Consider the following 13,862-nt stretch of genomic DNA (forward strand, 5'->3'; position numbering starts at 1 on the left):
CAGCTCTGACCCCTTTGGCCCAACAGTTGACCACAACCTCTGACCTCCGACTCCTTGACTCTGAAAGACCTCATCAAGACCTGAACGCAGGAGCAATCATGACCATTAATCCTGAAGTCAATGACATCAACAACGGCTATGAATACGGCTGGAGCAACCCCGAACGCTACGCCGTCAAGGCCCCCAGGGGTCTGAGCCGCGACGTAGTAGAAATGATCAGCCGCAACAAGGACGAGCCTCAGTGGATGCTGGATTTCCGCCTCAAGGCACTGGAAATCTTTTACAGCAAGCCCATGCCCACCTGGGGCGCAGACCTGAGCGGCCTGAACCTCGACGAGATTTACTACTACATCAAACCCGAAGGCATGAACGCCCGCAGCTGGGACGACGTGCCCGACGACGTGAAAAAGACCTTTGAGCGCCTGGGCATTCCCGAAGCCGAGCGGGCCATGCTGGCAGGCGTGGGCGCACAGTACGAGTCGGAGATGGTGTATCACAATCTCAAAGAAGAGTGGGAAAAGCTGGGCGTGGTCTTCCTGAGCATCGAGGACGGCCTGAAGCAGTACCCCGACCTGTTCCGCGAGCACTTTGCGACCATCGTGCCCCCGGAAGACAACAAGTTCGCGGCGATCAACAGCGCCGTATGGTCAGGCGGTTCCTTCGTGTACGTGCCCAAGGGCGTGAAGGTGGACATCCCCCTGCAGACCTACTTCCGCATCAACGCGGAGAGCAGCGGCCAGTTCGAGCGCACGCTGATCATCATCGATGAGGGCGCACAGGCCCACTACATCGAGGGTTGCACGGCCCCTGCCTACAACTCCGATTCCTTCCACTCCGGCGTGATCGAGATCGTGGTGAAGGAAGGCGCACGCTTCCGCTACTCCACCATTCAGAACTGGAGCCACAACGTCTACAACCTCGTGACGCAGCGGGCCGCCGTATACGGGCATGGCGTGATGGAATGGGTAGACGGCAACCTCGGCAGCAAGGTGACCATGAAGTATCCCGCCTGCTACCTGCTGGAAGAAGGCGCACGCGGCGAAGTGCTGAGCATTGCCATGGCCGGACGCGGGCAGCATCAGGACGCAGGCGCAAAGATCGTGCATTTTGCAGCCAATACCAGCGGCAGCATCGTGTCCAAGTCCATCTCCAAAGACTCGGGCCGCAGCTCTTACCGAGGCCTCGTCAAGATTTACGAAGGCGCACGCAACGCCAAGACCAACGTGGAATGCGACGCCCTCTTGCTCGACGAAGAAGCCCGCACGGACACCTATCCTTACATTGAAATCGAGGAAAAGACCGCACGCGTGGGCCACGAAGCCACCGTGTCCAAGATCAACGACGAGCAGATTCTGTACCTGCAAAGCCGTGGCCTCAGCAAAGACCAGGCGGCGGGCCTGATCGTGCGCGGATTCATCGAGCCGATTGCGAAAGAGCTGCCGCTTGAGTACGCCGTGGAACTGAACCGCCTGATTGAGTTGGAGATGGAAGGCAGCGTTGGCTGATGTGATGGAGTCTTCAGAAACGTCTTTAAAGATTCGGGAAGACCTGTGCAACATCTTTCCTACCTTTACAGACTGGCTTTCTGAAGACTCCATTTTTTACTCTGAAGGTAGAGAAGGCCAACAGGTTTTCGGCGAATGTAGTGTGTTTTTGGAGCTGACTCATTTTTTGGCTGCGAAGCTTGAGTTATGGCACGAGGCCTCACTCCAAGCACTTGCCGCTCTGCTGGAAGGTGTCCTGACTCGGCCTGCAGATGAGTTATATGGCGCAGTCGAAATATGCTTCCTAGACACAGTTGGTGGATATGAGGCTTTTGCTGGAGCTCTGCGCCCCCATCTGCAAGCCCGCTCCGGACATGTTTTTGAACTGGACAGCTCATTATCTAACCCAAAACACTCAGGAGCGACTTGAAACTCAACCACATCAACTTGGGCGTCACAGATGTTCCCGTCGCCGTAGAAATCTTTGAGCGTTATTTCGGCCTCAAGCAGTCGGACGGGATGCCCCGCAACGACAACATGACTTTTCTGCGCGACGACGACGGTTCTCTGATCTCGGTCTTCAAAAGCAAAGACGTGTCGTATCCCAAAGTCTTCCATATCGGCTTTTTGCAGGACACGCCGGAGCAGGTGCGGGCCATTCACGCCGAACTGACGGCAGGCGGCTACCAGATTCCCGGCCCCAGCGAGAATCACGGACGCCTGACCTTCTATTTCAATACACCGTTCGGCGTCATCGTCGAAGTCGAATCGTTCTTCGCATAATTCCAGCCTCTGCTGGCTTGTATGGCTGCTTTACAGGAGAATCAATGACCCAAACTCCCTTTACCACCGAACTGCTTGCGGCGGGCGGCCCCGATTGGCTGACCAACAAGCGCCGCGAAAGCTTAGAGCTGTTTAATACGCTGGAAGTGCCGCATGAAGGCGTGGAAGCCTGGAAGTACACGCAGGTCAGCGTGGATTTCAACGAGTTGCGGCCTCACGGAAAGCGCGAGGTCGTGGCCGATATTGCGTCCTTGCCTGCCAGTGTGCAGGAGCGCCTGAACGGCACCGATGTGGGTGCATTCCTTGTGCTGGACGGCCCGGATGTGGTCTACCGCACCGAGTTGCCCGCCGAATTGACGGCCAAAGGGGTGATCTTCACCGATCTGAAGACCGCCGTGGAGCAGCACGCCGACAAGGTGCAGCAGTACCTCTACAGCGTGGTTCCCGCCGAAGTGCCCGACGACACCACCATCGCCGCCCCCGGCACCACGCCCAGCAAGTCGCCCGACCCCTCTGAGGGCAAATTCAGTGCGTTGGCGGCGGCCCTGTGGACAAACGGCGCGTTCGTGTACGTGCCACGCGGCGTGGAAGTGGAATTGCCGCTGGGATCGTTCCGCGTGATGAGCGAGGCCGGAACCTACACGGCCACACGTACCCTTGTGGTGGCCGAAGCCAACAGCAGCGTGACCTTTATTGACGAGCAGGACAGCGAAGACCTGCCCGGTACCTACGCGATTGGCGCGGTGGAACTCGTCGTGCAGGACGGCGCACGCCTCCGCTACGTGTCTATCCAGAACTGGGGCAAAGGCGTGACCCATATCCAGCGTCAGCGCGGCGACGTGGGCAAAGACGCCACCCTGAACAGCCTGGTGGTCACGATGGGCGGCACCCTGAGCCGCACCGAGATGCAGACCTACCTGCGCGGCCAGGGCAGCGATTCCGAGATGCTGGCACTGTACTTTGCCAACGACGACCAGCATTTTGACCACTACACCTTGCAGCACCACGCCGCCGCCAACGCGCACAGCGACCTGCTATACAAGGGCGTGGGCGACGATTCCTCGGTGGGTGTCTTTTCCGGCATGATCAAGGTAGACCTGCACGCGCAAAAAACCGACGCCTACCAGAAGCACCGCACCCTGATGCTGTCCAGCGACGCCCGCAATTACAGCGTGCCGCAACTGGAAATCAACGCCAACGATGTGCGCTGCTCTCACGGCAGCACCACCGGGCCAGTGGATCAGGAGCAGCTCTTCTTTCTGAAATCTCGCGGGATTCGGGAGGAACAGGCTGAGAAGATGTTGGTCACGGCTTTCCTTGAAGACGTGTTGACCCGCGTGCCTTTGAAGAGCGTGGTGGCCTACATCGAAGGCATTATTGCCAAGAAAGTCGGCGCAGCCTAAGATTCGGCGCAACATAAAGAATGGCCCACCTCTAAATGGAGTGGGCCTTTTTGTATTAAGTACCTGCCAACGGCTCCTGTTTCGGAATCTATCCTAGGAACCGGGAAGCATCTTGGCGTGTTCCAAATGCTTGGCGACCACAGGTTGGGTTTTGGCCGCGTAAGCTGCCGCCTGTGCGTCCTTGGTGACTGTGCGGTAGGTTTGAATCAACTTGAGGGTCATCGTGTGACCATCTATTTGTACTTTCTTGTATTCGGCATCAAAGGCCGCACCCGATAGAGTAGTGAGCTTGTTGTACTGAAGGCGCTGGTCTGCACCGGGTTTGTCGGCCAACCTGATGCCTTTGGCCTGTGCAATGGCATTAAGTTCAGCCTGCGCTTTGGTGTGTTCCACAATCATCTCTTGGGCAAAGGCCCGCACTTCTGCATTGCTACTTCTTTGTAAAGCTAAACGCGAGGTTTGAATCTCGGTGAGGTTGCTCATGGTCATGACTTCCATGAACAGCACATCCGTGTCGTTGGAGACCTGGGCTGTACTTATGGCCGCCATTGGGCTGTTTTGTGCGCCGCCTGCCAAAGAAGCGGGAACGCAGAGGGCGAGGCAGGCAGTCACGGCAAGCAAGGAACGTTTTTTCATAGGAAATACTTCCGGGAAGTGAACTCCCAGAGGTTGTCATGGTAGTGAGGGGCAAAGATGACAGCGGCTTTCGTTCGGACTTGATCTGCCGCTGATGCAATGTTCAGTAGAAGTGTTGCTGGACTAAGAACGAACCTGAGAACTATTGAGCCAGTTCAAATCTGGTCATATTTCCCACAGTAAATCATCCAGTCAAGCGCCGAAAAACTAAACGACTTCGCCCACTGCCGCCGCAGGTTCCAGCTTCGGCTCTAGCGCGGGCACGCTTCCCAGCCTGTTGATGCCGTCGAAGGCTGCCGTTTTGTAGCACTCGGCCAGAGTCGGATAGTTAAACACGGTGTTGACGAAGTAATCCACGGTTCCGCCAAAGGCCATGACCGCCTGACCGATATGAATCAGTTCGCTGGCCCCAGTGCCGATGATATGCACGCCCAACAGTTCACGGGTTTCAAGGTGGAAGATCAGCTTGAGGGTTCCCTGTTCGTCGCCAATAATCTGGCCGCGTGCAATTTCACGGTATTGGGCTTTGCCGATTTCGTAAGGCACGCCCGCTGCCGTCAGTTCTTCCTCGTTTTTGCCCACCGTACTGATTTCGGGAATGGTGTAGATGCCGTAGGGGAACAGCTCCGGTACGCTCTGGGTGGGAATGCCGAAAGCATGGCAGGTGGCAAGCCGCCCCTGCTCCATGCTGACGCTGGCTAGGCTGGGAAAGCCGATCACGTCGCCCACCGCGTAGATGTGATGCACCGCCGTCTGATAGTGCGCGTTGACGGTAATTCGGCCCCGGTCATCGGCGCTCAGGCCCGCTGCCTCCAGGTTCAGTTTGGCGGTGGCCCCGACGCGCCCAATGGAATACAGCACCATATCGCTCACGATTTCTTTGCCGCTGGCAAGCGTGACGCGCACGCGCTGGCCCAGATGATCGGTGACCTGTTCCACCGTTTTGACGGCCTCGCCCAAACGCAGGGTCATGCGGTTCTGGCGCATCTGGTAGGCGAGCACGTCGGTGATTTCAAAATCCACGAATTCCAGCAGGCGCGGGCGCTTGTCGATCAGGGTCACGCGCACGCCCAGCGCGGCAAACATGCTGGCGTACTCGCAGCCGATGACGCCGCCGCCGATGACGGTCACGGTGCGCGGCAGATTCTGCAAATCCAGAATGTCGTCGCTGATGATAATGCGCTTACCGTCAAAGGGAATATTGCGGTCACGTGCCGCCTTGGTGCCCACTGCAATGACGATGGTGCAGGCCGTCACGTCGCGCCAGGCCTCGCCCTGACCACGTACATCACGCAGGCGAACCGTGTTGGGGCCGATAAACGACGCCTCGGCATTGATGGTTTCCACGCGGTTGCGGTGCAGTTGGTGACGCACCACATCCAGTTCGTGCGCCATCACGCTGCTGGTTCGGAGCAGCAGATCCTGCACGGTAATATCGTCTTTGACCGAATACGACGATCCGTACAGGCCGCGCTGGTTGTAGCCGCTGAGATGCATGATCGCTTCCCTGAAGGTTTTGGAGGGAATCGTTCCTGTGTTGATGCACACGCCGCCTACAACCGACTTGCGCTCCACGACAGCCACTTTTTTGCCCAATTTGGCCGCCTGAATCGCCGCCCGCTGCCCGCCGGGGCCAGAGCCGATGACCAACAGGTCGTAGGTAAATTCGGGGGGAGTGCCCTGCACCGGAGTAGACGGGGAAACGGTCTGCATCATAGGGGAACCTCGTGAGAAGAAGGAAATGCAGCCCTCAGCCAACAGAGTCTGAGGTGACGTTGTGAAGAAAGGCATGTTGCCACGCCCGAGTTTTGAGTGTGAACAGGCGTCTACATCAGCTGCCCTGACTTGATCACATGATCTGCGTTTCTGTGCCCGCTTCCCAGGCCGTGATGCTTAGGTCGTTCACGCCCATGCCCTGCACGGCGGCCACCGCCTCTCCCACGCCCGGCAAGGCCAAATGCGTCTGCATATCTGTCATGCTTTCCCACTGCTCGGTGATGAAGAACTGCCCCGGCACTTCCAGATTCTCGGACACCAGATACAGCACACACCCCGGCTCGGTGCGGGTTTGGGCCGCCAAGCCCTGCAACATCTGGCGGGCCGTATCGTGGTGGGCGGCGGAAAAAGTCAGACGGCCATGCGTAAGAATCATGCGGTGCCTCCAGAAGTTGGATTGTAGGTGCTGTGTTATGGCTTCTGTGTTGTCGGTACTGGGTCTACCTTGCCCGATTTGCAGGCAGACACGGCGCAAGCCCCATTACACTTGAGACGGAATGGGGCAGCGGCGCACGCCAGGCTCAGACCTCAGCAAACCATAAAAAACCGGAACACCCGCGTGGGCATTCCGGCTTGGTTTGAGAGCTTGAAGTTGCTGAAGCTTACGCTTCGCTGCCCTCTTCCGTGGCTTCGGCGGCGGCTTCGGCCTTGACCTCTTCGAGGCTCGCGTCGCCTTCCAGCACGGCAGCGGCGGCTTCTTCGGACAGTTCGCCCGCAGCGACCATGCCCGCGACCTGAACGGCCTGCGTTTCGGCAGCCAGTTCGTCGGCGCTCATACGGGGAGCCAGCAGGCTGATGACGACAGTGTCTTCATCAATGCCCAGCTTCACGCCTTCGGGGAGTTTCAGCTGTCCGGCGGTGATGTGGTCACCGATATTCAGCTTGCTCACGTCAACCGAGATTTCCTGGGGAATGCGGCGGGGGCCAGGGGCAATGATGGCGAGGTTGTGAACAACGATGTCCACGAGACCGCCCATGACTTCGCCCTGGCTCTTGCCTTTGGTGTGCACGGGCACGCTGACGGCCACAGGCTCGCCGTAGGTGACCATGTAAAAGTCGACGTGAATAGGCACGCGGCGGCGCTTGTCCATCTGCACGGCTTTCACCAGTGCGGGGAAAGGCTGACCACCCTCGACGGTGATGTCGAAGATGCCCGTCGTACCCTGCTTGCGGAATGCACGGTCAAAGGCCTTCAAATCGAGGGCAAAGCTGACGTTGTTGCCCTTGTTGTAGGCGACGGCGGGGATCAAGCCTTCGGCCAGTTTTTCCTGAGGAATGCGGGGTTGGGCGTTTAGTTCCATGCTGGGTGACTCTCCTTGGGGGTGTCTCTCGTCTGGCCGCCTCGCTCTCTTCCATGTCCAAAGCTCAAAAGCATCTGGGCGCGGGGGCGGGCGTCAAGCAACCGTGACAGTGTAGCAAAACTGGGGGATGGGTGGAAGGGCCAAGCGGAGAACCACAATGAGCGCAGTGACCGGGAATACAGGATGCCCACCGCCCTGAACGCCAATGCCTCTGCTAGAATCGCTCCTGTTGCCGCGAGGCCCCCCGCATTGCTGCCTTTATCTGGCAGCGTTATGCCAGAGGCGGCCCCGGCCCGCACAAGGAGAATCAAACATGATCAGCGTAACGGAACTGAGAAACGGCACCAAAGTGGAAATGGACGGCGGCCTGTGGGAGTGCCTGGACTACTCTCACCTGAAGATGGGACGCGGCGGCGCGAAAGTCGTGACCAAGTTCCGCAACATGGAAACGGGCAGCATTGTCGACCGCACCTTCAACAGCGGTGAAAAGTTGCAGGACATTTTCGTCGAGGGCAAGAAGATGCAGTACCTGTACCGCGACGGCGACGACTACATGTTTATGGACATGGACACCTACGACCAAGTGAGCTTGCCCCCTACTCTGGTGGGCGACGCCGCCAAGTTTATGAAGGAAAACACCGACGTAGAAGTGCAGGTCTACGGCGACAAGGCCCTGAAAATTACGCTGCCCAACATGGTCGTGCTGAAGATCACGCAGACCGACCCCGGCGTGCGCGGCGACACCGTTTCCGGCGGCACCAAGCCAGCCACACTGGAAACGGGCGCAGTCGTGCAGGTGCCCCTGTTCGTAGAGCAGGAAACCAGCGTGAAGGTGGACACCCGTACGGGCGAATACCTCGGCCGCGCCTAACGTTCACTGCCTTTGCCTGACTGAATTTGCCTAAAATTGCCGCCCTGCATGAAGTGGGGCGGCTTTTTTAGACTGGCGTGTTGACCGGGCGACCCAAGAGCCGTTTGTGGTTAGACTCAGTGCAGACAACCCACTGTTTGCTTTCTCTCTGCTGTCCTCTCACCGTTTGCGCGGCATGATGAGCGGCGACGTTTCATTTTATTCAAGTCCATCACCAGCAACACCACACCCAACAGATGTACAGGAGGGGCCATGAACCCAGAAGACCTCAAACGAATCCTTGACGCCCTGAGCGCCGCCGATGTGCGCGAATTCAGCCTGAAGACCGGCAGCTTCGCCCTTGACCTCAAGCGCGGTCCACAGGCGATGGGCGGTCCCGCCTTTGCCCCCAGTGCCAGCGCACCCACCGGCCCCGCCGCGCCTCAGCCAGCAGCTTTTGCGCCTGCACCCAGAAGCGCGCCCAGTGGGCCTGCCGCGCCCGCTGACGTGGCTCCCGCCGCCTCTGCACCTGCCGCCACTCCAGCCGCGTCAGAAGCGCCCTCTGCCCCCGCCAAAGCCGCCAGCACCGGAACACCCGTGAAGGCTCCGATTGTGGGCACGTATTACGCCTCCAGCAGCCCCGACGCCGCGCCATTCGTGAAAATTGGCGACACCGTCAGCGCGGGCCAGGTGCTATGCATCATCGAAGCCATGAAGCTGATGAACGAGATTGAAGCCGAAACGGGCGGCGTGGTGCGCGAGATTCTGGTCAAGAACTCCGATCCGGTGGAATACGGCCAAACGCTGTTCATTATCGAATGAGATCAGAGCGTCTAAGGGTCTAGGAGCCTGGTGAGGTGAAGTGCCCGTGTTGCTGAGTGACGTATGGAAAAGCAACCCGGCGCGCTCAGTTGCCGCCTTCGAACAAGTGGAGAGGGCAAAATCATATGCACAAGACTGTCTGGCTCCCTATCAGGCACTGACTTGCCCTTAGACCGTTTGACCCTTAAACCTTTGCCGGAGGCAAAATGTTCAAAAAAATCCTGATTGCCAACCGGGGCGAAATTGCCCTGCGTGTGATTCGCACAGCCCGCGAAATGGGCATCAAAACCGTTGTAGTTTATTCCACCGCCGACGAAAAAAGCCTGCCCGTGCTGCTGGCCGATGAAAGCGTGTGCGTGGGGCCGCCTGCCTCCAACGCCTCTTATCTGAATATTCCCAACATCCTGTCGGCGGCCATGATGACGGGCGCGGAAGGCATTCACCCCGGTTACGGGTTTATGGCCGAAAACCCCGATTTTGCTGAGATGTGCCGCGATCATGGGATCGTGTTCATCGGCCCCACGCCGGAAAGTATGCGGGCGCTGGGCAGCAAGGCAGGCGGGCGCGAGATTGCTGCCAACAGCAACGTGCCTGTGGTGCCCGGAACTGGCGTGCTGGAAGACGTGGACGCCGCGATCCTGGCCGCCAAACAGGTGGGCTATCCGGTGCTGCTGAAGGCCAGTGCGGGCGGCGGCGGACGCGGGCAAAAAGTGGTACGGACGCAGGAAGAACTCAAGTCGGCCTTCAATCAGGCGCAGGAAGAGGCGCGGCTGTACTTTGGCGACCCCGCCATCATCATGGAAAAGTTTCTGGAAGAGTTCCGGCACGTGGAGGTGCAGGTCATGGGCGACGGTAACGGCCACGTGATCCACATCGGTGAGCGCGACTGCTCTATTCAGCGGCGCAACCAGAAACTGATCGAGGAAGCGCCCAGTACCCTACCCGCCACCCTGCGCCAGGAGATTCTGGACGCCGCAGTGAGGCTGGCCCAGCACGTGAACTATGCCGGGGCAGGCACGCTGGAATTCATCGTAGACCGCGACGGCAACTACTATTTCATGGAGATGAACACCCGGATTCAGGTGGAACACTGCGTCTCCGAGATGATTTCCGGGCTGGACTTCGTGAAGATGCAGCTTCAGATCGCGGCGGGCGAGGGCCTGGCGCTGAAGCAAGAAGACGTTGTGCTGCGCGGCCATTCCATCGAGTGCCGCCTGAACGCCGAAGACCCCGACAAGGACTTCCGGCCAGCCGCGGGCAAGATTGACGATGTGCACTTTGCAGGCGGCCCCGGCGTGCGTGTGGACAGCCACGTGTACACGGGCTACGTGATTCCGCCGCACTACGACTCGCTGATCGGCAAGCTGATCGTGCACCACGATACCCGTGAGCAGGCCATTGCCCGCATGAAACGTGCCCTGGAAGAAACCGTGATTCATGGCCCGAAAACCACCATTCCGCTGTACGTCAAGATCATGGACAACCCGTTTTACAAACGCGGCGCAGTCATGACCAATTTCTTGAAGACCCGGATGGAGATGTAAAGCGAATAGTGTAAAAACTACAAGTGGGTAAAAAGTAGAACTGGCCTACAGGTGAGGCCAGTTCTACTTTTTTGTGGTCAGTTGATTCGGCTTTCGCCATTACATCTTGCGGTCTTCTGCCACCTTGCCCAGAATAAAGAAGGTGGGTGCCCAGTGGCCTACGAACAGCCCGTCGCGCTCTTTGGTGGCCTCTTCCTGACCGTCTTCGGACTTGCCCTTGAGGTAGTTGGCTGCCGAAACGAGAATGGACGCGAAGCCGAGAATGTACAGAATGTTGGAAATCTTCATGGGGTCACCTGCTTTTAGAGTGAATGGGCCTGGAGCGGTAGGCAGAGCGGAAAACAAACCTATGCTGACGCTAGAACTTGAATCGGCCCCACCTTCGAACGAACACGGCCCAACTCTGGCCTGACTGGGCACAGTCAAACGTGAGGCGGCACAGCATGTAAAGACTGCGTGCAGATTGGGTCAGAAAAGATTAAACCCGGCAGGTAGGAGAGAGCGTTAAGTACGGCGCACCTAATACATTCCGCGTTTCCAGCACATCACCGGAACCGTTCCGCAAGCGGCTCTCGAAGTCCATTCCCAGTGCACCGTACTTTCTTCGTTTCTCGCTCCGCTCGGTAAAGTCAAAGCTTTACTTCAAGGTACTTAGCTTTCCTCACCACGCAAACAGCCCTGCCGCTCCCCCTGTGGTTTGGCAGCGCAGGCTTTGGCCCCGGCTATGAAGGCGGGAATATCGCCGCCCACACGGGCCAGGAGGCGCTGAAAATCTGGGACAAGGGAAGCGTAGGCCGCTACTGCCCCCAACGAGGCATTGTTGACGCCGCGTGCAAACCAGCCGTCGTAACCGCTGTAGCCGCCCCAACTGGCTTTGAGGGTGGCGTACTGGGCCTGCAAGCCGTCCAGCGCAGCCTGTTTGCCTGCCCGTATCTGCTCTGGGGGCAGGGGTTGGGCGTACAGGCGTTCCAGTTCGGCGCGGGTTTGCAACAGCAAGTTCTCGAAGCCCGCGGCCCGTTCCTGTGCCAGTCGGTCTTGCTCGCGCAGTTCGGGCGTCCCGTAAGCCGCCAGCCAGCGCCGCATGCCTTCCTCTTCTATCGTGACGGCGTAGGACTCGTTAAAAATGGTGTCGCCCGCCACGTACAAACTGGGATGCGCCAACTCGTGAATCACGGTGCGAATCAGACTGGCGTCGGGGGCGCTGAGCATACTGGACAGCACCGGGTCGCGCAGGTAGCCCAGCGTGCTGTAGGCACTCACGCCGCCCACCGTCACGTCTTCGCCCGCCGCCCGGCGTGAGGCCGCGTAAGCCCGCGCATCGGCCTCTGCAAAGTAACCCCGGTAGCCCACGCAGCCCGCCACCGGAAAGCAGGACGTGTACAGTTCGATGCCGAGTTCTGGCGCACGGAACACGTTCCAGACCACTGCAGACCGCCCCAATTCCACGTAAGTCTGGTAAGAACCGTGATCGGGCAGGCCCAGACCACCTTCACCCAACCCGCCTTGACTCTGGGCACGCACAGCAAAAGCCCGAACCCGGCCCACCAATTCCAGCTTGCGGCGTGTTTCGGCGGGGGTTTGGGGGTCGGCCAGCACCGCCGCCACCGGACGCGCCCGCCGCACCAAGTCTAGTTGCCCGCCCGCCGCCTGAGCCAAGTAGCGCACATCGGCGCAGCCTGCGAGCAGGGCGGCAAGTCCGGCGAAAGCGGCCAGCAACAGCCAACGGGGGCGAACAAAAGAACGGGCCATGACGGCCAGTGTAGGCGTCGTGACCCGTGAGAGGATTGGAGGTTGAGTTGTGGAAGGAGGCGTCTAAGGGTCAAGAATCTACGTATCTAAGAACAGATCTGGTCTCTGGCTAAAGCTGTTGCCCTCGACCAGTACAGGAAGACACGCAGACGCGCAAGCGCCCCGGCACCTTACTTGGCATCACTTACTTGTCGAACTGACCGTACCCAGCGGCACTCCGGCGCTGCGCCCCACGTGCGTAATCCATCTGCATCTCTACAGTTTCGTGCTTGCCATCGGTAAACGTGCTGTCATGAATCCAGTAGTTCAGCTTGTCTGCGCCCAACTGCACCCAGAACTTGTGCTCGTCTTCGGGATCGCGCCAAAACACCACATGCTCGAAGCCGTTCTTCTGCGCCCATGCACCTACGTCCGCCAGAACACGGACTGCTTTGGGGTGAGGCATCTGAAACTCGCTGCCATCGGACTCGTTACGAAACTTGATGTCGGCCATATGACCTCTAGCCTAAGCGATCCCCAGTGAACTGAGGGCACAAATTGACTAAGCGTCTGCTAAGGGTTGCCCAAGCTGCTGGGCTTGACAGGTCAGAAATCAGCACGGGTACGTCAGTTGTGCTGGTGCAGCACATGATAGACAAGGGCGCTATCCTGGCTGAAGATGATGCCGGACACCCCCGACCTGCCGCCCACACCTCTGAAGGTCGCCACATTGAACGTGAATGGTCTGCGAAGTGCGCTCCGGAAAGGACTGGCCGAGTGGGTAGAACGCACAGGCCCTGACGTGCTGCTGCTTCAGGAAGTGCGGGCCGACCCCATGCCGGACGCCCTGCCGGGCTACCACAGCGCGTGGTTTCCGGCACAAAAGCCGGGCTACAGCGGTGTGGCTATACTCTCGCGCACGCCGCTGACCGAGGTGCGAACGGGCCTGACCCACGACGCCCTGGACGCCGAAGGCCGGGTGCTGAGCGCCACCGTGCAGGGCGTGCGCTTTGCCAGCGTGTACCTGCCCAGCGGCAGTCGGGGCACGCGCCAGACCTTTAAGGATGAGGCGCTCGGCGTGTTCCAGGGTTGGACAGAGGCGCTGCTGGCCGAGGGTGTACCGCTGGTGATCGGTGGGGACTACAACGTGGCCCACCAGGAACTCGACCTGAAAAACTGGCGCAGCAATCAGAAGAACAGCGGTTTTTTGCCCCACGAGCGGGCATGGATGACGGCGCACCTGGCAGGCGGCCTGACCGACACGCACCGCGCCTCCCTGGGCGAGTTGCCCGCCTACACGTGGTGGAGCAACCGTTCGGGCGCGTTCGACAACAATGTGGGCTGGCGCATCGATTACCTGTTGGCCGCCGGAATCGTGGTAGAGAGCGTGCAGGCCGACCGTTTTGCCCGCCTCAGCGATCACGCGCCGATTGTGGGCACAGTGATATTGGGTAAACACAATCATGTTGAATGAACGCAGTGCTGTTGGGGAAGCCGGAGTTAGAGTCTCCCGTTTGAACAGACCAAACAGAACC

15 protein-coding genes are annotated in these 13,862 nt (G+C 59.1%); 8 read left to right on the forward strand and 7 right to left on the reverse strand.

All coding sequences use genetic code 11. The features are described 5' to 3' along the window. The first annotated feature begins 98 nt into the window (after positions 1 to 98). Genes sufB through sufD form a run of 4 tightly spaced genes read left to right on the forward strand, consistent with a single transcriptional unit; the run spans position 99 to position 3,670 of the window. The gene (gene sufB, locus M1R55_RS03990) at positions 99 to 1,505 is read left to right on the forward strand and encodes a Fe-S cluster assembly protein SufB (RefSeq protein ID WP_249393432.1); all 1,407 of its coding nucleotides are present in this window, start codon (positions 99 to 101) and stop codon (positions 1,503 to 1,505) included. Continuing rightward, positions 1,498 to 1,914 (forward strand): hypothetical protein, encoded by a 417-nt coding sequence (locus tag M1R55_RS03995; RefSeq protein WP_249393433.1) that lies wholly within the window; start codon positions 1,498 to 1,500, stop codon positions 1,912 to 1,914. The genes sufB and M1R55_RS03995 overlap by 8 nt, the downstream gene beginning before the upstream one ends. Beyond that, positions 1,911 to 2,267, forward strand: a complete 357-nt coding sequence (locus M1R55_RS04000; RefSeq protein WP_249393434.1) for a VOC family protein — start codon at positions 1,911 to 1,913, stop codon at positions 2,265 to 2,267. Before M1R55_RS03995 ends, M1R55_RS04000 begins: the two co-directional genes overlap by 4 nt. 44 nt (positions 2,268 to 2,311) lie before the next feature. Next, the gene (gene sufD / locus M1R55_RS04005) at positions 2,312 to 3,670 is read left to right on the forward strand and encodes a Fe-S cluster assembly protein SufD (protein ID WP_249393435.1); all 1,359 of its coding nucleotides are present in this window, start codon (positions 2,312 to 2,314) and stop codon (positions 3,668 to 3,670) included. Between the two features lie 93 nt (positions 3,671 to 3,763). On the opposite strand, the gene M1R55_RS04010 is transcribed toward sufD, so the two are convergent. The 4 genes from M1R55_RS04010 to M1R55_RS04025 form a co-directional block, all read right to left on the reverse strand. Beyond that, positions 3,764 to 4,306, reverse strand: a complete 543-nt coding sequence (locus M1R55_RS04010; RefSeq protein WP_249393436.1) for a DUF4142 domain-containing protein — start codon at positions 4,304 to 4,306, stop codon at positions 3,764 to 3,766. 207 nt (positions 4,307 to 4,513) lie between these two features. Continuing rightward, positions 4,514 to 6,022, reverse strand: coding sequence for a Si-specific NAD(P)(+) transhydrogenase (gene sthA / locus M1R55_RS04015; protein WP_249393437.1), 1,509 nt, complete (start codon positions 6,020 to 6,022; stop codon positions 4,514 to 4,516). A gap of 133 nt (positions 6,023 to 6,155) precedes the next feature. Beyond that, positions 6,156 to 6,458, reverse strand: coding sequence for a putative quinol monooxygenase (locus M1R55_RS04020; RefSeq protein WP_249393438.1), 303 nt, complete (start codon positions 6,456 to 6,458; stop codon positions 6,156 to 6,158). Between the two features lie 226 nt (positions 6,459 to 6,684). Then, positions 6,685 to 7,383 carry a 50S ribosomal protein L25/general stress protein Ctc gene (locus M1R55_RS04025; RefSeq protein ID WP_249393439.1) on the reverse strand — a complete coding sequence of 233 codons (699 nt, stop codon included), beginning with the start codon at positions 7,381 to 7,383 and terminating at the stop codon, positions 6,685 to 6,687. Positions 7,384 to 7,696: 313 nt separating this feature from the next. On the opposite strand from M1R55_RS04025, the gene efp reads away from it, so the two are divergent. From efp to accC, 3 genes are all read left to right on the forward strand, one after another. Next, positions 7,697 to 8,254 (forward strand): elongation factor P, encoded by a 558-nt coding sequence (efp, locus tag M1R55_RS04030; protein WP_249393440.1) that lies wholly within the window; start codon positions 7,697 to 7,699, stop codon positions 8,252 to 8,254. 252 nt (positions 8,255 to 8,506) lie between these two features. Continuing rightward, complete coding sequence (gene accB / locus M1R55_RS04035) at positions 8,507 to 9,055, forward strand: acetyl-CoA carboxylase biotin carboxyl carrier protein (RefSeq protein WP_249393441.1); 549 nt, start codon at positions 8,507 to 8,509, stop codon at positions 9,053 to 9,055. 206 nt (positions 9,056 to 9,261) lie between these two features. Continuing rightward, entirely contained in the window at positions 9,262 to 10,599 is a 1,338-nt protein-coding gene (gene accC, locus M1R55_RS04040) for an acetyl-CoA carboxylase biotin carboxylase subunit (protein ID WP_249393442.1), read from the forward strand. Between the two features lie 99 nt (positions 10,600 to 10,698). Here accC and M1R55_RS04045 read toward each other — a convergent pair whose 3' ends face one another. The 3 genes from M1R55_RS04045 to M1R55_RS04055 form a co-directional block, all read right to left on the reverse strand. Next, positions 10,699 to 10,887 carry a hypothetical protein gene (locus tag M1R55_RS04045; protein WP_249393443.1) on the reverse strand — a complete coding sequence of 63 codons (189 nt, stop codon included), beginning with the start codon at positions 10,885 to 10,887 and terminating at the stop codon, positions 10,699 to 10,701. 363 nt (positions 10,888 to 11,250) lie between these two features. Next, complete coding sequence (locus M1R55_RS04050; protein WP_249393444.1) at positions 11,251 to 12,348, reverse strand: aminopeptidase; 1,098 nt, start codon at positions 12,346 to 12,348, stop codon at positions 11,251 to 11,253. A gap of 184 nt (positions 12,349 to 12,532) precedes the next feature. Continuing rightward, positions 12,533 to 12,841, reverse strand: coding sequence for a hypothetical protein (locus M1R55_RS04055; RefSeq protein WP_249393445.1), 309 nt, complete (start codon positions 12,839 to 12,841; stop codon positions 12,533 to 12,535). A gap of 165 nt (positions 12,842 to 13,006) precedes the next feature. On the opposite strand from M1R55_RS04055, the gene M1R55_RS04060 reads away from it, so the two are divergent. Continuing rightward, entirely contained in the window at positions 13,007 to 13,801 is a 795-nt protein-coding gene (locus M1R55_RS04060; RefSeq protein WP_249393446.1) for an exodeoxyribonuclease III, read from the forward strand. Positions 13,802 to 13,862: the final 61 nt, after the last annotated feature.

The sequence above is a fragment of the Deinococcus sp. QL22 genome, from assembly GCF_023370075.1.
In the GTDB taxonomy this organism is placed as follows: domain Bacteria; phylum Deinococcota; class Deinococci; order Deinococcales; family Deinococcaceae; genus Deinococcus.

Coding starts and splice junctions, on each gene's coding strand:
- accC (WP_249393442.1), top strand. CDS start 9,262: ATGTTCAAAAAAATCCTGATTGCCAACCGGGGCGAAATTGCCCTGCGT.
- M1R55_RS04060 (WP_249393446.1), top strand. CDS start 13,007: ATGATGCCGGACACCCCCGACCTGCCGCCCACACCTCTGAAGGTCGCC.
- sufB (WP_249393432.1), top strand. CDS start 99: ATGACCATTAATCCTGAAGTCAATGACATCAACAACGGCTATGAATAC.
- M1R55_RS04020 (WP_249393438.1), bottom strand. CDS start 6,458: ATGATTCTTACGCATGGCCGTCTGACTTTTTCCGCCGCCCACCACGAT.
- M1R55_RS04010 (WP_249393436.1), bottom strand. CDS start 4,306: ATGAAAAAACGTTCCTTGCTTGCCGTGACTGCCTGCCTCGCCCTCTGC.
- M1R55_RS04025 (WP_249393439.1), bottom strand. CDS start 7,383: ATGGAACTAAACGCCCAACCCCGCATTCCTCAGGAAAAACTGGCCGAA.
- M1R55_RS04045 (WP_249393443.1), bottom strand. CDS start 10,887: ATGAAGATTTCCAACATTCTGTACATTCTCGGCTTCGCGTCCATTCTC.
- sthA (WP_249393437.1), bottom strand. CDS start 6,022: ATGATGCAGACCGTTTCCCCGTCTACTCCGGTGCAGGGCACTCCCCCC.
- sufD (WP_249393435.1), top strand. CDS start 2,312: ATGACCCAAACTCCCTTTACCACCGAACTGCTTGCGGCGGGCGGCCCC.
- M1R55_RS04050 (WP_249393444.1), bottom strand. CDS start 12,348: ATGGCCCGTTCTTTTGTTCGCCCCCGTTGGCTGTTGCTGGCCGCTTTC.
- M1R55_RS04055 (WP_249393445.1), bottom strand. CDS start 12,841: ATGGCCGACATCAAGTTTCGTAACGAGTCCGATGGCAGCGAGTTTCAG.
- efp (WP_249393440.1), top strand. CDS start 7,697: ATGATCAGCGTAACGGAACTGAGAAACGGCACCAAAGTGGAAATGGAC.
- accB (WP_249393441.1), top strand. CDS start 8,507: ATGAACCCAGAAGACCTCAAACGAATCCTTGACGCCCTGAGCGCCGCC.